17 protein-coding genes and 1 riboswitch are annotated in these 17,502 nt (G+C 71.1%); of the genes, 9 read left to right on the forward strand and 8 right to left on the reverse strand.

The window, feature by feature from the left end:
• Positions 1-113: 113 nt before the first annotated feature.
• Both cimA and AB0I67_RS21810 read right to left on the reverse strand, forming a co-directional pair.
• Entirely contained in the window at positions 114-1,688 is a 1,575-nt protein-coding gene (gene cimA, locus AB0I67_RS21805) for a citramalate synthase (protein WP_357926999.1), read from the reverse strand.
• Between the two features lie 208 nt (positions 1,689-1,896).
• The gene (locus tag AB0I67_RS21810) at positions 1,897-2,550 is read right to left on the reverse strand and encodes a thioredoxin domain-containing protein (protein WP_357926358.1); all 654 of its coding nucleotides are present in this window, start codon (positions 2,548-2,550) and stop codon (positions 1,897-1,899) included.
• Between the two features lie 22 nt (positions 2,551-2,572).
• Between AB0I67_RS21810 and AB0I67_RS21815 the strand changes: the two genes are divergently transcribed.
• Positions 2,573-3,211, forward strand: a complete 639-nt coding sequence (locus tag AB0I67_RS21815) for an O-methyltransferase (RefSeq protein ID WP_357926360.1) — start codon at positions 2,573-2,575, stop codon at positions 3,209-3,211.
• 15 nt (positions 3,212-3,226) lie between these two features.
• On the opposite strand, the gene AB0I67_RS21820 is transcribed toward AB0I67_RS21815, so the two are convergent.
• Both AB0I67_RS21820 and AB0I67_RS21825 read right to left on the reverse strand, forming a co-directional pair.
• Complete coding sequence (locus AB0I67_RS21820; protein ID WP_357926363.1) at positions 3,227-3,871, reverse strand: hypothetical protein; 645 nt, start codon at positions 3,869-3,871, stop codon at positions 3,227-3,229.
• Between the two features lie 2 nt (positions 3,872-3,873).
• Positions 3,874-4,641, reverse strand: a complete 768-nt coding sequence (locus tag AB0I67_RS21825) for a hypothetical protein (RefSeq protein ID WP_357926365.1) — start codon at positions 4,639-4,641, stop codon at positions 3,874-3,876.
• 116 nt (positions 4,642-4,757) lie between these two features.
• On the opposite strand from AB0I67_RS21825, the gene AB0I67_RS21830 reads away from it, so the two are divergent.
• Positions 4,758-5,750 carry an RNA polymerase subunit sigma-70 gene (locus tag AB0I67_RS21830; protein ID WP_357926368.1) on the forward strand — a complete coding sequence of 331 codons (993 nt, stop codon included), beginning with the start codon at positions 4,758-4,760 and terminating at the stop codon, positions 5,748-5,750.
• 54 nt (positions 5,751-5,804) lie between these two features.
• Positions 5,805-6,446 carry a dihydrofolate reductase family protein gene (locus AB0I67_RS21835; RefSeq protein ID WP_357926371.1) on the forward strand — a complete coding sequence of 214 codons (642 nt, stop codon included), beginning with the start codon at positions 5,805-5,807 and terminating at the stop codon, positions 6,444-6,446.
• 2 nt (positions 6,447-6,448) lie between these two features.
• Here AB0I67_RS21835 and AB0I67_RS21840 read toward each other — a convergent pair whose 3' ends face one another.
• The gene (locus AB0I67_RS21840; protein WP_357926374.1) at positions 6,449-7,534 is read right to left on the reverse strand and encodes a branched-chain amino acid aminotransferase; all 1,086 of its coding nucleotides are present in this window, start codon (positions 7,532-7,534) and stop codon (positions 6,449-6,451) included.
• 145 nt (positions 7,535-7,679) lie between these two features.
• A complete protein-coding gene (locus AB0I67_RS21845) occupies positions 7,680-8,729 on the reverse strand; it encodes a 3-isopropylmalate dehydrogenase (protein WP_357926376.1) in 1,050 nt (349 codons plus the stop codon).
• A gap of 100 nt (positions 8,730-8,829) precedes the next feature.
• Positions 8,830-8,968, forward strand: a riboswitch (cyclic di-AMP (ydaO/yuaA leader).
• Positions 8,969-9,112: 144 nt separating this feature from the next.
• Here AB0I67_RS21845 and AB0I67_RS21850 point away from each other — a divergent pair.
• A complete protein-coding gene (locus tag AB0I67_RS21850) occupies positions 9,113-9,571 on the forward strand; it encodes a C40 family peptidase (RefSeq protein WP_357926378.1) in 459 nt (152 codons plus the stop codon).
• Here the strand turns inward: AB0I67_RS21850 and AB0I67_RS21855 are convergent.
• On the reverse strand, positions 9,555-10,709 hold the full coding sequence (locus AB0I67_RS21855) for an ROK family transcriptional regulator (RefSeq protein ID WP_357926380.1): 1,155 nt from the start codon (positions 10,707-10,709) through the stop codon (positions 9,555-9,557). The two genes, AB0I67_RS21850 and AB0I67_RS21855, sit on opposite strands and share 17 nt — an antisense overlap.
• Before the next feature lie 65 nt (positions 10,710-10,774).
• Between AB0I67_RS21855 and AB0I67_RS21860 the strand changes: the two genes are divergently transcribed.
• Genes AB0I67_RS21860 through AB0I67_RS21880 form a run of 5 tightly spaced genes read left to right on the forward strand, consistent with a single transcriptional unit; the run spans position 10,775 to position 15,437 of the window.
• On the forward strand, positions 10,775-11,857 hold the full coding sequence (locus AB0I67_RS21860) for a substrate-binding domain-containing protein (RefSeq protein ID WP_357926382.1): 1,083 nt from the start codon (positions 10,775-10,777) through the stop codon (positions 11,855-11,857).
• Positions 11,854-12,636: an ATP-binding cassette domain-containing protein gene (locus AB0I67_RS21865; RefSeq protein ID WP_357926384.1), complete on the forward strand. Its 783-nt coding sequence runs from the start codon at positions 11,854-11,856 to the stop codon at positions 12,634-12,636. The genes AB0I67_RS21860 and AB0I67_RS21865 overlap by 4 nt, the downstream gene beginning before the upstream one ends.
• On the forward strand, positions 12,629-13,777 hold the full coding sequence (locus AB0I67_RS21870; protein ID WP_357926386.1) for a sugar ABC transporter permease: 1,149 nt from the start codon (positions 12,629-12,631) through the stop codon (positions 13,775-13,777). The genes AB0I67_RS21865 and AB0I67_RS21870 overlap by 8 nt, the downstream gene beginning before the upstream one ends.
• Positions 13,774-14,625 (forward strand): ROK family protein, encoded by an 852-nt coding sequence (locus tag AB0I67_RS21875; protein WP_357926387.1) that lies wholly within the window; start codon positions 13,774-13,776, stop codon positions 14,623-14,625. Before AB0I67_RS21870 ends, AB0I67_RS21875 begins: the two co-directional genes overlap by 4 nt.
• Positions 14,625-15,437: a class I SAM-dependent methyltransferase gene (locus AB0I67_RS21880; protein WP_357926390.1), complete on the forward strand. Its 813-nt coding sequence runs from the start codon at positions 14,625-14,627 to the stop codon at positions 15,435-15,437. The genes AB0I67_RS21875 and AB0I67_RS21880 overlap by 1 nt, the downstream gene beginning before the upstream one ends.
• 355 nt (positions 15,438-15,792) lie before the next feature.
• Here AB0I67_RS21880 and serA read toward each other — a convergent pair whose 3' ends face one another.
• Positions 15,793-17,382, reverse strand: a complete 1,590-nt coding sequence (gene serA / locus AB0I67_RS21885; RefSeq protein WP_357926393.1) for a phosphoglycerate dehydrogenase — start codon at positions 17,380-17,382, stop codon at positions 15,793-15,795.
• Between the last annotated feature and the right edge of the window lie 120 nt (positions 17,383-17,502).

Below are 17,502 nucleotides of genomic sequence, written 5' to 3' on the forward strand. Positions count from 1 at the left end.
CCCGCCGGTGGGGGGGCGTCCGGCGTGTGGGGGTGCCTGGGGGTGTGGGGGAGCTGGGCTCCCCCACAGTCACAGCCCGGAGCCCGGAGCCCGAAGGGCGAAGGCCCGAGCAGTTAAAGGTCGTGACCAGCCCGAAGCAGCCCAAAGGTGACAGCCTGCTCAAGCGCCTGCCAAGAAGCCTCGATGATGTTCTCGGCCACCCCCACGGTCGCCCACTCGGTGGTGTCGTCGCTGGAGGTGATGAGCACGCGGGTGATGGCCCCCGTGCCGTGGGTGCCCTCCAGGATGCGGACCTTGTAGTCGATGAGCTCCAGCCGGGCAAGCTCCGGGTACAGCTTCTCCAGGGCATGCCGCACAGCACGGTCGAGGGCGTTGACGGGCCCGTTGCCCTCGCCGGTGGCGACGATGCGCTCGCCCTTGGCGTGGAGCTTGACCGTGGCCTCGGAGACGAGCTCCCCGCCCTTGGTGCGCTCGACGATGACCCGCCACGACTCGACCTCGAAGTGACGACGGCGCTCGCCGTGGACGGTGTCGCGGAGGAGGAGTTCGAAGGAGGCGTCGGCGGCCTCGAAGGTGTAGCCGCGGGCTTCGAGGTCCTTGACCCGGTCGACCAGGACGCGGGTGGTGTCGGGGTCGAGGGTGTAGCCGAGTTCGCGGCCCTTGAGCTCGACGCTGGCGCGGCCGGCCATGTCGGAGACGAGCATGCGCATGTCGTTGCCGACCTGGGCGGGGTCGATGTGCTGGTAGAGGTTGGGGTCGACCTTGATGGCGCTGGCGTGCAGGCCGGCCTTGTGCGCGAAGGCGGACATGCCGACGTAGGGCGCGTGGGAGTTGGGGGTGACGTTGGTGACCTCGGTGATCGCGTGGGCGATGCGGGTCATGTCGGCGAGCGCCGCAGGCGGGACGAGGTCGTAGCCACGCTTGAGCTGGAGGTTGGCGACGACGGTGAAGAGGTTGGCGTTGCCGGACCGCTCGCCGTACCCGTTGGCGCAGCCCTGGACGTGCGTGGCGCCGGCGCGGACGGCGGCGAGGGTGTTGGCGACGGCGCAGCCGGTGTCGTCGTGGCAGTGGATGCCGATCCGGGCGGTGGTGCCGACGGCGGCGTGGACGACGTCGGCGAGCTCGTCGGGGAGCATGCCGCCGTTGGTGTCGCACAGGGCGATGACGGAGGCGCCGGCTTCGGCGGCGGTCTGGATGACTTCGAGCGCGTACGCTGGGTTGGAGGCGTAGCCGTCGAAGAAGTGCTCGGCATCGAGGAAGACTCGCTGTCCCTCCGCACGAAGGTGAGAAACCGTGTCGCGGATCATCGCGAGGTTCTCCTGGAGACTCGTACGGAGGGCCAGCTCCACGTGCCGGTCGTGGCTCTTGGCGACAAGGGTCACGACCGGCGCGCCGGATTCGCGCAAGGCGGCTACCTGTGGGTCGTCGGCGGCCTGCACACCGGCTCGGCGGGTTGCGCCGAACGCGGCGAGTTGCGCGTGCTTCAGGTCGAGCTCGGTCTGAGCTCGCCGGAAGAACTCGGTGTCCTTGGGGTTGGCGCCGGGCCAGCCCCCTTCGATGAAGCCGACGCCCAGCCCGTCCAGGTGCCGCGCGATCGCGAGTTTGTCAGCGACGGTGAGGTTGAGACCCTCCTGCTGAGCGCCGTCGCGAAGCGTGGTGTCGTAGACGTGGAAGCGGTCGTCGGCCATCGGGAAGCTCTCCATTTCGAGGAGCGGACAGTTCGTGGTCGGGCAAGAAGCGAGCAGTTCGTGGAAAAACAAAAGACCCCTCACGGACGTGAGAGGTCTGCGCGCTGGCGGTGTCCCTTTTAGCCAGCGCGCCTGCCGATAATGAGCAGACCGTAGAACATGATGCTCCCGAGTCTGCCACATCGATTCACCATCTGGCACACGGATCTCAGGATTCGAGATACGGGCCGTTGAGCTGGGTGACGAGCTGCTCCAGCGCCTGGGGGTCGAAGGCGAGGTTGCCGAGGGCCTGCCCGTTGAGCAGGACGGTCGGGGTGCCTTCGAGGGTGGGGTTGTCCTTGAGGTGGCCTTCGGCGCGTTCCTGGCTGCGCACGCAGGAGTCGAAGCCGGGGCTCTGCACGCCCGCGGTCTTGCCGGCGGCGACGAGTTCGTCCACGGTGAAGCCGCTGGCGGTGCCGTGCGGGGCGGGCTGCATGCCGTACAACTGCTCGCGGTAGGCGAGCCAGCTCTCCACGGGCACGCAGCGGGCGGCGGCCGCGGCGCGGATGGAGTTGGAGCGCATGGGCTCGTCGGTGAAGATCGTCGCGGGGTGGAAGACGAGCTTGATCCGCCCCTCGGAGGCCATCTTGAGCAACGTCACGTTGACCTTGGCGTGCAGGTCACGGCAGACGGGGCAGTCGAAATCCTCGTAGAGGTCCAGCACCGGCTCGGTCACCCCGGCCTTGGCCAGCACCAATGAGCCGTCGGCTTGCCTGGTCAGCGGGGTGGCCGCCGCTTCCGCGGCGGGATCTGACCGCTGCAGCACCAATGCCCCGATGAGTACGGCTACCGCCACCAAGGCCACGGCTACTCGCTTGACCACAATCGCTCCCTATGCTGCGTCCATGACCTTCATCGATCCGGCTGTCGAGCAGTACATTCTGGACCACACCACCCGTGAGGACGAATTCCTGGTCGAGCTGGCGGAGGAGACCGCCAGGGTCGCGGGACGCAGCGCGAGCATGCAGATCTCGGCCGACCAGGGACGCTTTCTCACCACGATCACCCAGCTCGTCGACCCGTACGTGGCCGTCGAGGTGGGGACCTTCACCGGGTACTCGTCGATCTGCATCGCGCGTGGGCTCGGCCGCGGCCACCTGCACTGTTACGACGTCAGCGAGGAGTGGACGGCGATCGCCCGCCGGTACTGGGAGCACGCGGGGGTGACGGACAAGATCGAGCTGACCGTCGGCCCGGCGCTGGAGACGCTGCGCGACCTGAAGGGCCCGGTGGGCCTGGCGTTCATCGACGCCGACAAGGGCAACTACCCGGGCTACTACGAGTTGCTGATGGAGCGGATGGACACGGGCGGGGTGATCCTGGCCGACAACACGTTGTGGAGCGGCCGGGTGGCCGACCCGGCCAACTCCGACCCGGCCACTGAGGAGATCCGGCAGTTCAACGACCTGGTGATGAACGACCCGCGGGTGACGAGCGTCATCCTCCCGATCCGGGACGGAGTGACGCTCATCCGCAAGCGTTAGCCAGGCCCGCCGCGGTCACCGCGCGAAGGCGAGCGCGGTGGCCGTGGCGATGGCCGACACGAGCACGACCACCACGATCACGGTGGCCAGCGGGTTGCGCCGCCGCAGCGGCTCGGCGGGCGGCGGCAGCGGGCGGCGCACCGGCTGGGCCACCACCGTGGGCGTGGGCTTCGGCGTGGGCGTCGGGCTGCTCTTCCGCACCAGCGGCACCGGCCGCGGCCGGTACGGCGGAGCAATCCGGACCCTCGGCGGCGGGACGGGCGCAGGAGTCGGCTCGACCGCGGGCGGCGGGGTCGGCGTAGGCAGGGGAGGTGGCGGCGGCTTCGGCTGAGCAGGCGTCGGCTTCACCGGGGTCGGCTTCGCGGGCGTCGGCTTCACCGGAGGCGGAGGCTTCACCGGAGGCGGCGGCTCAACCGGAGGCGAAGGCGTCGGTTTCACCGGCGGCTGCTGCCCCGGACACCCGAGGGCGACCTTGACGTGCACCAGCACCTTGACGTCGAGGCAGAGCGAGATCACCCCGACCTCCACCTCCGCCTCGACCAGCGGCGACCCGCCACCGCCGTCGCCGTCGCCGTCGGTCGGCGGGGTGTCCGCCAGCGCCCCCGAGGCTGTCGCGGAGGCGGCGAGCAGGAGGGCGAGCAGGGCGAGGACCACCCGCATGGTCAGGCGCTCCACGAGATGCGCTGCAGCTCGGCCAGCAGGCTGGTGAAGGCGTCGGGCCCGACCGCGAGCGCCCCGGCGAAGACGCGCGAGATGTCGATGGTCAGGAAGATGCCCATCCCGAGCAGCGCGCCCATCAGCCCGAGCGGCACCAGCGTCATGCCGCGCGGCCGCGCCCCGGACAGCAGCGGCAGCACGACGACGGCCAGCCCGGTCATGATGGTGACCACGAGCAGACCGGAGGGCGGCGAGGCGGCGGCGTCCATGGCCCGCTGCCGGCGCGCGGAGGAGATCTCGCTGATGTGCTGGAGCACGGCGGTGCGGGCCTCTTCGGCGTCGTCGCCCTCGACCTCCAGCGCGGTGGCGTTGCGGCGGAGCGTCTCCAGTCGCGACCAGCCCTCGGGGCTGAGCTGCCCCTCGGCCATGAGCGGCCATTCGGCGTCGCGCACGAACATGGTGTAGTCGCGCAGCCCGGCCTGGATGCCCGCGCCGGTGGTGTCGGGCAGGGCGGCGGCCGACCAGGAGGCCTCGGCGATCGCCTGCGTCTCGGCGTAGGTGTTGAGCCGCGCGGCGTCGGCGGTGGTCCAGGGGACGACGATGGCGATGGCGAAGGCGATCAGGAAGAGCGCCGAGATCATCGAGCCGGAGTGGCCGGCGGTCGGGCCGCCGGGGTCGCCGTCGTCACTCGCCGCGCGCAGGCGGCGGATCAGGAGGCTGGAGATCACGACTACGGCGATCGCGCTCGCTGCGGCGATGACGTATCCGGGCATGCACGCCTCCCTCGGCTTGACCTCGGCCTGACTCTCAGGCCGATAACCGTGGGGAATCTTATCATTACGATGAGTAGTCATTACAGGGACTTGAAGCGGCTGGCTACGCTCGATTCATGGACGGCGAGCTGCTGGCGGCGGCGCGGGCGGGTGATGAGGCGGCATTCGGGCGTTTGGTCGCCCCCTACCGGCGTGAGCTGGCCGCGCACTGCTACCGGATGCTGGGCTCGCCCCACGACGCCGAGGACGCGGTGCAGGAGGTCCTGCTCAGCGCGTGGCGCGGGCTGGCCGGGTTCGAGGGGCGCAGTTCGGTTCGCACGTGGCTCTACCGGATCGCCACCCACGCCTGCCTGCGCCTGGCGTCGAAGCGGCCCCGGCGGCTGCTGTCCCCCGACCACGGCCCGCCGCGCCGCGACGTGCACGACCTGGGCGAGGTCGTGCCGGGGCCGGTGTGGCTGGAGCCGTGGCCGGACCCGGCGGCCGGGCCGGAGGAGAGCTACCTGCTGCGGGAGGGGGTCGAGCTGGCCTTCGTGGCGGCGTTGCAGCACCTGCCGCCGTTCCAGCGGGCGGTGCTGGTCCTGCGTGAGGTGCTGGAGTATCCGGCGGCCGAGGTGGCGGGGTTGCTCGGGAGCACGACGGCGGCGGTGAACAGTTCGCTCCAGCGGGCCAGGAGGAGCGTCGGGGAGCGGGTGCCGGAGCGGGGCGAGGTGGAGGTGCCCGGCCAGGGTGAGGTGCTGAAGGCTTTCATCCGGGCTTGGGAGCGCGGGGATGTGGACGGGCTGGTGGAGTTGCTGACCGACGATGTGCGGTTCATCATGCCGCCGTTGCCCGCCTGGTTCGAGGGGCGGGAGACGGTGGGGCGGTTCCTGGCCGAGCGGGTGTTCGCGAGCCGGTGGCGGGTGGTGCCGGTTTCCGTCAACGGCGGGTGGGGGATGGCGTTCTACCAGGAGGGGGAGGTGGCTGCGGTCGGTGTGTTGCGGGTTCGTTCAGGGTCATCGGCCGCCGCACGGGTTCCCGCCGCATCGGTCGGGGAGATCGTCACCTGGCTGGATCCTCGGGTGCTCGGCAGCTTTCCCGTGCCGCGAAAGTTTTCCGCGTCCGAGCGATGAGTCAGGCGCCTCCGGTGTCTCTGCCCGGGCAGGACCACCTGGAGAGGAATCACCATGCGCAAGCTGATCGTCGTCGCCATCGTCTCTTTGGACGGCCGGATGGAGGGCCCCGGCCGTGACGTCCTGGCGATGCCCATGGACCACGCCTTCGACTCCCACAACCTGGAGCGCCTGCGCGGCACGGACGTGCTGCTGTTCGGGCGTGAGACCTTCGAGGGCTTCGTGGGCTTCTGGCCGGCGATGACCGACCCGGCGCACGCCGCCGAGGTGCTGCCCGGTGAGCCGGAGCAGCAGCGGGTCCACGTCGAGATCGCCCGGATCAACGCCGGCGTCCGCAAGATCGTGTTCTCCGACAGCCTGCGCCCGGAGGAGACCGAGCCCTGGCGGTCGAGCACGCAGGTCGTGGCGCGGAAGGCGGCACACGGGACGGTCGCCGAGCTGAAGCGGGAGGGCGGCGGCGACATCACCGTGTTCGGCAGCTTCACCGTCTGGAACGACCTGCTCGAAGCGGGCCTGGTCGACGAGGTGCATGTGATGGTGGGGCCGGTCCTGCTGGGCGCCGGGACGCCCGCCTTCCAGGTCTCGGAGACCGTACGGCTGCGCCTGCTCGGCGTCCGGACCTGGGCCGACTCGGGGAACGTGGTGCTGCGGTACGCGACGGAGCCCCCGGTGGAGCCCCGCCGTACCGGTCAGTGAGCTCAAGCGATCTTGTGGATCCAGCTGTGGTGGTCGGGACGCGTGCCGTACTGGATGCCCAGCAGCTCCTCACGCACCCGCATGGTCACCTCGCCGGGGGTGCCGTCACCCACGACCCAAGCCCGGTCGGCGCCCTTGACGGTGCCGACCGGGGTGACCACGGCGGCGGTGCCGCAGGCGAAGACCTCGGTCAGCTCGCCCGACTCGCACCCGGCCTGCCACTCCTCGATCGACAGCCGGCCTTCCTCGGCCTCCAGGCCCAGCTCGGCGGCGAGGTTCAAGATGGAGTCACGGGTGATGCCCGGCAGCAGCGTGCCGGTCAACGACGGGGTCATCAGCTTGTTCCCGAAGACGAAGAACAGGTTCATGCCCCCCATCTCCTCGACATAGCGGTGCTCGTTGGAGTCGAGCCACACCACCTGGTCGCAGCCCTGCTCGACGGCCTGGCGCTGGGCGACGAAGGCCGCCGCGTAGTTGCCGCCGCACTTGGCCGCGCCGGTGCCGCCGGGCGCCGCGCGGGTGTACTCGGTGGACAGCCAGACCGAGACCGGCTTGATGCCGCCGGCGAAGTAGGAGGCGGCCGGTGAGGCGATGACCATGAAGCGGTACTGCTTGGACGGGTAGTTCACGCCCAGCCCGACCTGGGTGGCGATGATGAAGGGCCGCAGGTAGAGCGAGTGGCCCTCGGTGGTCGGCACCCAGTCGCGGTCGGTCTGGACGAGCAGTTCGAGCGCCTCGACGAAGGTCTCCTCGGGCACCTCGGGCATGGCCATGCGGGCGCAGGACTTGTTGAAGCGCGCCGCGTTGGCGTACGGGCGGAAGGCCACGATGGAGCCGTTGCTCTGGCGGTAGGCCTTGAGCCCCTCGAAGAGCTCCTGCGCGTAGTGGAAGACCGAGGTCGCCGGGTCGAGCGTCAACGGCCCGTACGGCTCGAGCCGCGCGTTGTGCCAGCCGAGCTCCTCAGTGAAGTCGATCGAGATCATGTGGTCGGTGAAGTGCTGACCGAAGCCGGGCGCCGCGAGTATCTGGTCGCGCTCGGCCGCGGTGCGCGCGCGGTCGGAGAGTTGCACGTCGAAGCTGAGCGTCATGGCGGAGTCCTTCTTTCGCGAGGCGGGCTTATGTCCAGTATCTGGGATGTAGCGGCATCTATACCAAAAACGCCTGGTGGCTGCGGCCACCAGGCGTTCGTAGGGCAGGCAGGCCGGAGCGCGAAGGGCGCCCGGCCGGGTACGGCTAGGCGCCGCCGGCTACTCGTGCGGTGATGTCGTCACCGATCTCCTGGGTGCCGCGCACCCGGCCGCCGCTCCGCTCGAGGATGTCGGCGGCGACGGCCTGCTCGACGCGCTCGGCCTCGGCGGTCAGCCCGAGGTGCTCGAGGAGCATGGCGATGGAGAGGATGGTCGCGGTCGGGTCGGCCTTGCCCTGGCCGGCGATGTCGGGCGCGCTGCCGTGGACGGGCTCGAACATGCTCGGCGCGGTGCGGTCGGGGTTGACGTTGCCGCTGGCGGCCAGGCCGATGCCACCGGCGATGGCGGCGCCGATGTCGGTGATGATGTCGCCGAAGAGGTTGTCGGTGACGATCACGTCGAAGCGGCCGGGGTCGGTGACGAAGAACATCGAGGCGGCGTCGATGTGCTGGTAGTCGGTGGTGACCTCGGGGAAGTCGGCGGCGACCCGCTTGACGGTGCGGGCCCACAGGTCGCCGGCGAAGGTGAGGACGTTGGTCTTGTGGACCAGGGTGAGCTTCTTGCGGGGCCGCTCGGCGGCCTTGGCGAAGGCGTAGCGGACCACGCGCTCCACGCCGAAGGCGGTGTTGAGCGACTCCTGGGTGGCGATCTCGTGCGGGGTGCCCTTGCGCAGCACGCCGCCGGCGCCCGCGTAGAGGCTCTCGGTGCCCTCACGGACGACCACCATGTCGATGTCCTCCGGCGCGACGCCGGCCAGCGGCGTCTCGACGCCCGGGAACAGCTTCACGGGCCGGAGGTTGACGTAGTGGTCGAGCTCGAAGCGGAGCTTGAGCAGCAGGTCGCGCTCCAGGACGCCCGGCGGCACGCTGGGGTCGCCGACCGCGCCGAGCAGGATCGCGTCGTAGCCGCGCAGCTCGTCGAGGGTGGCGTCGGGCAGCACTTCGCCGGTGCGGTGGTAGCGAGCGGCACCCAGGTCGTAGTGGGTGGTCTCGATCTTGACACCGGTCGCGTTGAGGACCTTCAGTCCTTCGGCGACGACTTCGGTGCCGATCCCGTCTCCGGGGATCACGGCCAGACGAATGTTGCGCGACTCCATGAGAACGTACCCTACCCCCCTGTCTCGCCCTGCGAACAACCTATCTCAAAAGGCGGACACTACTTTTTGTCCGATTTGCGACCTTTTGACCCTTTCGTTAGAGTCCCACGAGCCTAATCCGTCACGTCCGTGACAGAGCCGGGGACCCACCTTTCTTCATGGGGCGAATCCCTTCGTGTAGGGCCGACTTCCAGGCCCGAGCCCGTCAGCTAACCCGGTCGGCCGCGTGGAAGGACCCTCCCCTGTCTCGCCTCGTTCTCGCCGCCCTCGCCTTCCCGCTGGCGCTCGCCGCCACCCCGGCCCCGGCCCACGCCTCGGCCGGCGCGGGCAGCACGCCGGAGAAGGCCGCCAGCATCACACTGGACGCCGCCCAGGTCAAGGAGGTGCGCGACCGGGCCGTCAAGCCGCCCGCCTGGAAGAAGGCCCTCGCCTACGCCATGTCCAAGCGGGGCGTGCCGTACGTCTGGGGCGGGACCTCCGACCGCGGCTACGACTGCTCCGGACTCATGCTCCGCGCCTACGAGAGCGCGGGCATCGAGCTGCCCCGCACCGCGGCCCAGCAGTACTCCGCCTTCGGCAGGAAGATCTCCTGGAAGGAGCTCAAGCCGGGCGACATGGTCTTCTTCTCCGGCCTCGGGCACGTGGGCATGATCAGCCGCCCCGGGTACATGGTGCACGCCCCGCACTCCGGTGACGTGGTCAAGGAGGAGCGGCTCAGCGGCTGGCGGCGCGGCGCCTTCGTCGGCGCGGTCCGGCCCGACCCCAAGGGCGTCGCGCTCTGGGCGGCCCTGCTGAAGCAGAAGGCCAAGCCCGCCGAGACGATGCCTACCGCGAGCCTCTGAGCTCGAAGATCAGCTCCCAGGCCCGGGCCTTGGCGTGGGCGACCGCGCCCAGCAGCACCCCGCTGTCGCCCAGCGCGCTGGCCACCACCTGGGGCCGCAGCGGCCCCAGCTCGGCGATCCGCCGCTGGATGGAGCGCCCGAGCAGGTCAAGGTTGTGCCCGACGCCGCCGGTGAGCACGATCACCTCCGGGTCGAGCACGGCCGCCACCGCGACCAGCAGCCCGCCGATCCGCCGGCCCTCGCCGTCGACCACCGACAACGCGACCGGGTCGCCCCCTGCCGCGGCGGCGAAGACCTCGCGGGCGCTGTCCAGCAGCAGCCCGGCGGCCTGGGCGGCGCGCACCACGCCGGGCGCGGCGGCGACCGTCTCGGTGGCGCCGCGCTCCAGGGTCTCGTCGCCCTCGGGCGCCTCGGCGGCCGGCAGGTAGGACACCTCGCCGGCCGCTCCGCGGGCGCCGACGTAGAGCTCGCCGTTGATGACGATGCCCATCCCGACGCCGGTGCCGACCGAGACCAGCGCGAAGTTGACCTTGCCGCGGCCCTCGCCGTACGCCATCTCGCCGACCGCGGCGAGGTTGATGTCGTTCTCGATGACCAGCTCGACGCCGAGCGCGGCGGCCAGCCGTTCGCCCAGGTCAGGACCGGGCAGGTTGGGGGCGAGGGAGAGCAGCCCGGCCGCGGGGTCGTAGACGCCCGGCGCCCCGACCACTGCGCAGGCGATCGAGGACCACTCGACCCCGGCCTCGGCGGCGGCCTGCCGGGTCAGCTCGGCCACGCAGGCGGCCAGCTCGGCGGAGGTGCGGGCGGTGTTGCGTGCGTCGGTCCGCCCGACGAAGGCGGCCCGCAGGTCGGCGACGGCCACCCGGATCCAGTCGCGGCCGATGTCGATGCCCGCCACGTGCCGGGCGGCGGCGTTGAGGTCGTACAGCGAGCTGACCGGCCCGGGCCGGCCCAGGACCTCGCCCACCAGGTGCACGAGGCCGTCCTCCTCCAGCCCGGCCAGCACGGCGGAGACGGTCGGTTTGGACAGGCCGGTCGCCTTCGCCAGGTCCGCGCGCGCGGCGGGACCGTGGGCGGCCAGCCGATCGAGGAGCTGCCGCTCGTTCAGCACGCGGAGCAGCCGCGGATTCCCCAGCACAGCGGAAGTCTAGCCAACGCGTTGATAGTAAATTACCTTTCTTACCAAATAGGAGAGGAGGGGCGATGCACCGCACAGCCGCCCTGGGAGCACTCTGCTTAGCCGCCGCCCTGCTGACCGCCTGCGGGTCCGGTACGGCAGGCCAGAACAGCGAGGCCGGCAAGACCAGCAAGATCGCGCTGTTCCTGCCGGAGTCCAAGACCACCCGCTACGAAGCCTTCGACCGCCCGCTGTTCGAGGCCAAGGTCAAGCAGCTCTGCCCCGACTGCGAGCTCCTGTACGGCAACGCCGACCAGGACGCCGCCAAGCAGCAACAGCAGGTCGAAGCCGCCCTGGCGCAGGGCGCGAACGTGATCGTCCTGGACGCCGTGGACGCCGGCGCGGTCGCGCCCCTGGTCAACCAGGCCAAGCAGCGCAAGGTCCCGGTGATCGCCTACGACCGGCTGATCTCCGGCATCGACTACGCCTACTACGTCTCCTTCAACAACGTCCGTGTCGGCGAGATGCAGGGCCGGGCGCTGCTGGAGGCGATGACCGCCAAGGGCGTGGCCGGCCAGGGCGAGATCGTGATGATCCACGGCTCCCCCACCGACCCCAGCTCGGCCGACTACAAGAAGGGCGCCAAGAGCGTCCTGGAGGGCAAGGTCAAGGTCGGGCGGGAGTTCGACACCCCCGACTGGAGCCCCGACAAGGCGCAGCAGCAGATGGAGCAGGCCATCACCGCCCTGGGCAAGGACCGGATCGTCGGCGTGCTGAGCGCCAACGACGGCATGGCGGGCGGCGCCATCGCGGCCATGAAGCGCGCCGGGTACCAGACCCTGCCGCCGATCACCGGACAGGACGCCGAGCTCGCCGCCGTGCAGCGCATCCTCACCGGCGAGCAGTACATGACCATCTACCTGGACATCCGGGCGGAGGCGGAGAAGTCGGCGGAGCTGGCCGTGGCCCTGGCCAAGGGCACCCCGGTCCAGGCCCCGGCCAAGGTGCACAACGGGACCGCCGACATCCCGGCCTTCCTGCTCGACCCCATCGCGGTCACCGCGGACAAGGTCAAGGACACGATCGTCAAGGACGGGTTCTACACCGTCGAGCAGATCTGCACGGCCGAGGTCAAGGCCGCCTGCGCGAAGGCGGGCCTGCAGCAGTGATCTCCGCCACCGGGATCACCAAGCGCTACGGCGCGGTCCAGGCGCTCTCGGGGGCGAGCCTGGACCTGCGCCCCGGCGAGGTCGTCGCGCTCGTCGGCGACAACGGCGCGGGCAAGTCCACCCTGGTCAAGGTCGTCTCCGGCGTGATCACGCCGGACGGCGGCACGATCTCCGTGGACGGCTCGCCGGCCCGCATCGCCGGCCCGCACGACGCCCGCGCCCTCGGCATCGCCACGGTCTACCAGGACCTCGCCCTCTGCGAGAACCTCGACGTGGTCGCCAACCTCTTCCTCGGCACCGAGCCGAACCGCTTCGGGCTGCTCCGCGGCATCGCGATGGAGCGCCGGGCCCGCGAGCTGCTCACCCGGCTGGAGGTGCGGATCCGGGACCTGACCGTGCCGGTCGCCCAGCTCTCCGGCGGGCAGCGCCAGTCGGTGGCCATCGCCCGCGCCCTGCTCGGCGAGCCTCGCCTGGTCATCCTCGACGAGCCCACCGCCGCGCTCGGCGTCGAGCAGACCGCCCAGGTGCTCGACCTGATCGCCCGGTTGCGCGAGCGCGGGCTGGCCGTGCTGGTGATCTCGCACAACCTGGCCGACGTCCGGGCGGTCAGCGACCGCGTGGTCGTGCTGCGGCTCGGGCGCAACGCCGGGGAGTTCCGCACCGCGGAAGCCACCCAGGAGGAGATCGTCGCCGCCATCACGGGAGCCGCCGACACAGGAGTCGCCGACGCAGGAGCCGCCGACACAGGAGCCGCCATCACGGGAGCCGCAGATGACTGAGCTGAAGGCCGGTTGGATCAGGGGCAGAGCCGGGGACCTCGGGCCGTGGCCGGCGATCGGCAGCCTGGTCGCCATCGCCGCCGTCCTGCAGTCGCTCAACAGCCGCTTCCTGTCCCCCGAGAACCTCACCAACCTGGCCCTGCAACTGGCCGCCACCGGCACCATCGCGCTCGGCGTGATCATGGTGCTGCTGCTCGGCGAGATCGACCTGTCGGTCGGCTCGGTCAGCGGCCTGGCCGCGGTGGTCATGACCATCCTGCACGTGCGCGAGGGCTGGTCCGCGCTGACCGCCATCGGCGTCGCGCTCCTGGCCGCCGCCGCCATCGGCGTGCTGCACGGCCTCATGCACACGACCCTGCGCATGCCGTCCTTCGTGGTCACGCTGGCCGGGCTGATGGGCTGGGCCGGGCTGATGTGGTTCCTGCTGGGCGACGGCGGCACAATCAACCTGGACTTCGCCGGCTTCGTCTCCGGGCTCAGCGACACCTGGCTGCCGCCGTGGCTGTCGTGGGCGATCGTGGCCGTGCTGGTGCTGGGCCGGGCGGGCGGCGTGCTGGTGGTGCGCCGGCGGCGGGCGGCGGCCGGGCTGCCCGTGGACCCGCCGTGGCCGGCGGCGATCCTGCTGGCCGTGCAGGCGCTGCTGCTCGCCGGGGCGGTGCTCGCGCTGAGCGCCGACCGCGGGGTGCCGCTGCTGCTGGTCCTGTTCGGCGGCCTGGTGATCGGGCTGGACGCGGTGTTGCGGCACACCGTCTTCGGCCGGTGGCTCTACGCCGTGGGCGGTGACGCCGAGGCCGCGCGCCGGGCGGGCATCCCGGTGCGCCGCATCCGGGTGCTCGCCTTCGCGCTCGCCTCGGTGCTGGCCGCGACCGGCGGAATCCTGGCCGCGAGCCGGCTGTCGGCGGTCAACCAGGCCTCCGGCGGCAGCGACATCCTGCTCATGGCCATCGCCGCCGCGGTGATCGGCGGCACCTCGCTCTTCGGCGGGCGGGGCCGCGCCTACAACGCCCTGCTCGGCATCCTGGTCATCCAGTCGATCACCAACGGCATGCTGCTGCTGAGCGTCGACACCGACATCCGCTTCATGGTGACCGCCGCCGTGCTCGTCCTGGCCGTGGCGATCGACTCGGTGGCCCGCCGGTGAGCCGGGTCCTGGGCATCGACGTCGGCGGCACCAAGATCGCCATTGGCTGCTCCGACGCCGACGGCCCCGTGCTGGCCGGGCACGTACGCCTGCGCACGGGGGACGATCCCCTGGCCACCGCGCTGGCCGCCGCCCGCGACCTGGCCGGGGCCCCGGCCGCGGTCGGCTTCTCCACCACGGGCGTGATCCGCCAGGGCGTCGTACGGCTGGCGCCGAACGTGCCCGGCTGGGACGGCCTCGAACTGCCCCGGCTGCTGCGCGAGGCCTACGCGCCGGTCCCGGTCGCCATCGACAACGACGTCAACGCCGCCGCCGCGGCCGAACTGCGCTGGGGCGCGCTGCGCGGCGTCTCCTGCGGCCTCTACCTGAACCTCGGCACCGGCCTGGCCGCCGCGCTGGTCGTCGACGGCCGGGTCTTCGCCGGCGCGCACGGGGCGGCGGGCGAGATCGGCTACGTGCTGACCGACCCCGGCAGCCCGGGCTTCGCCGCCGGGCACGCGCCGCTGGAGGACCGCTTCTCCGGCGCCGGGCTGGCCCGCCAGGCCTCGGCCGAGCTCGGCACGCCGACCACCGCCGCCGAGCTCTTCGCCGGCGACGCCCTGCCGCACCTGGTGGAGGCGGCGCTGGCCGACCTGACCACGGCCGTGGCCAACCTGTGCGTGAGCCTCGACCCGGAATGCCTGGTGGTCGGCGGCGGGCTCATGGGGGCCGCGCCGGTCATCCTGCCCGCGCTGGAGGAGCGGCTCCGCCGTACCGTGCCGTTCCCGCCGCGGGTGCGGCGGGCCCGGTTCGCCGACGACGCCTCGCTGCTCGGCGCGCTGGCGCTGGCCCGTTCTATGGTGGAGTGATGGAGAGGATCAGGCTCACCGGCGCGCAGGCCACCATGCTCGCCACCCTGTACGGCAAGGCCATGGACGCTCGCTCGCCCAACTCCGTCCTCCACGACACGATGGCCCTGGAAGCGGTCCGCCGGATCGACCACGACTTCTCCAAGGTCGGCATCAAGCCCGGCGACGCCTCCACCGTGGCGCTGCGCAGCCTGCACTTCGACGGCTGGACCCGCGAGTTCCTCGCCGCCCACCCCGAGGCGACCGTGCTGCACCTGGGGTGCGGCCTGGACACGCGGGTCTTCCGCGTCGATCCGGGCCCGGGCGTGCGGTGGTTCGACGTGGACTACCCGGACGTCATCGACCTCAGGCGCAAGGTCTTCCGCGAGCGCGAGGGCGACTACACGCTGCTGGCCACGCCGGTGACGCCGGCCGGCTGGCTCGCGCAGGTGCCGGCCGACCGGCCGGTGCTGGTCGTGGCCGAGGGCCTGACCATGTACCTCCGGGAGGAGGCCGGCCGGGAGCTGTTCCGCGCGATCGTGGAGCGCTTCCCCTCGGGTCAGCTCGTCTTCGACGGGTTCAGCAAGCGCGGGATCAAGCTGCAGAAGGTGAACAAGGCCGTCCAGGTCGCCGGCGCCACGCTCTACTGGGGCGTCGACGGGCCCGCCGAGCTGGAGTCGATCCATCCGGCGTTGCGCTGCGTCAGCGCGGTGAGCGCGTTCGACCTCGACGGGTTCGACCGCGTGCGGCTCGCCTACCGGCTGCTGGCGAAGGCGGCCAGGATGATCCCGGTCATGCGCCGGATGGCGATCATGTACCGGCTGGAGTTCTAGGAGCCGAGCGGCCGGCCGCCGTTGTCGCGGCGGTCGAGGGCGATCTGGACGGCCTCGACGGCCTCGTCCTCGGTGTCCTCAGGGCTGTTCCACGAATACATGTCATACATGTGCGTCTCATCTCGAAGATCGCGAACGACGGAAAGAGTCTGAAGGCCTCGGCTCCGGATCGCGGACGCTCGGGACAGACCTGTCGCGCGGGGCAGGGAAGTGGTGCTTCCACCTGCCAGCTTGCTCTCCACGATAACAGCGAATCTCGTAGGATGTCCTACTATCTCGCATGCTGAGACATGCAGGTGGGACAACAGAACGGCCGGCGGGATCGTTCCCGCCGGCCGTGGTGCACTACAGGTGGCTAGTCGGCCAGGTCGACCGAGCGGCCGCTGTCGGCGCCGATCTCGCTCACGATCTGGTCGAGCACGCCCGACGGGATGGCCGAGTCGACGGTCAGCGCGATGAGCGCCTTGCCGCCCTTGACGTCCCGGGCCACCTGCATCGAGGCGATGTTCACCGTGTGGTCGCCGAGGATGCGGCCGACCACGCCGACGATGCCGGGACGGTCGGCGTAGGTGAAGAAGGCCAGGTGGTCGGTGGGCTCGATCTCCATCTCGTAGCCGTTGACCTCGACGATCTTGGTGATCTGCCGCGGGCCGGACAGCGTGCCCGAGACCGAGACCTGGCGGCCGTCGGCCAGCACGCCGCGCACGGTGACGACGTTGCGCCAGTCGGGGCTCTCCTCCGAGGTGACCAGATCCACCGCCAGGCCGCGCTCCTTGGCGATGAGCGGGGCGTTGACGTAGGTGACCTGCTCCTCGATGACGTCGGTGAAGACGCCCTTGAGCGCGGCCAGCTCCAGCACGCGCACGTCCTGGTTGGCGATCTCGCCGCGCACCTCGACGTCGAGCTTGGTCGCGGTCTCGCCCGCCAGCGCGGTGAAGACGCGGCCCAGCTTCTCGGCCAGCGGCAGGCCCGGCTTCACGTCCTCGGCGACCGCGCCGCCCTGGACGTTGACCGCGTCCGGCACGAACTCACCGGCCAGGGCGAGCTTGACACTGCGGGCGACCTGGGTGCCGGCCTTCTCCTGGGCCTCGTGGGTCGAGGCGCCGAGGTGCGGGGTGACGACGACCTGGTCGAGCTCGAAGAGCGGGTGCTCGGTCATCGGCTCCTTGGAGAAGACGTCGAGACCGGCGCCGGCGACCCGGCCCTCCTTGATCGCGGTGTAGAGGGCGTTCTCGTCGACGATGCCGCCGCGCGCCACGTTGATGATCCGCACGTTGGGCTTGACCTCGTGCAGTTCCTTGTCGCCGAGGAGGCCGAGGGTCTCCTTCGACTTGGGCAGGTGCACGGTGATGAAGTCGGCGGTCTTGATGGCCTCGTCCAGGCTGACCAGGCGCACGCCCATCTGCGCGGCGCGAGCCGGGGGCAGGTAGGGGTCGTAGGCGATCAGCTCGACGCCGAAGGGCTGCAGGCGCTGCGCCACGAGCTGGCCGATCTTGCCCAGGCCGAGGATGGCCACGACCTTCTCGTCCAGCTCGACGCCGGTGTACTTGGACCGCTTCCACTCGCCGTTCTTGAGCGCGGCGTGCGCCTGGGCGGTGTTGCGGGCGCTGGCCAGGATGAGCGCGATGGTCTGCTCGGCGGCGCTGGTGATGTTGGAGGTCGGCGCGTTGACCACCATCACGCCGGCCTTGGTTGCGGCCTCGACGTCGACGTTGTCCAGGCCGACGCCCGCGCGGGCGACCACCTGGAGCTTCGGTGCGGCGGCGATGGCCTCGGCGTCCACCTGCGTGGCGGAGCGCACGATCAGCGCGTCCACGTCGGCGAGAGCGGGCAGGAACTGAGCTCGGTCGGCGCCGTCGGTGTGACGGACTTCGAAGTCCGTGGCGAGTACGGCGAGGCCGGCCTCCGACAGCTCCTCTGCGACCAGGACGACGGGCTTGTTCACTGATGAGATCCTTCGGGCGGACATGGCAGGGGCACTTCGACGGGCCCCCGTGGGATCCCCCAGAGTCTATCCAGCCTTGTGAACGCGTTCACGAGTGTCCCAGGATCTGGGCGTTACCCA

Source organism: Nonomuraea sp. NPDC050310 (assembly GCF_040655795.1).
GTDB lineage: Bacteria > Actinomycetota > Actinomycetes > Streptosporangiales > Streptosporangiaceae > Nonomuraea.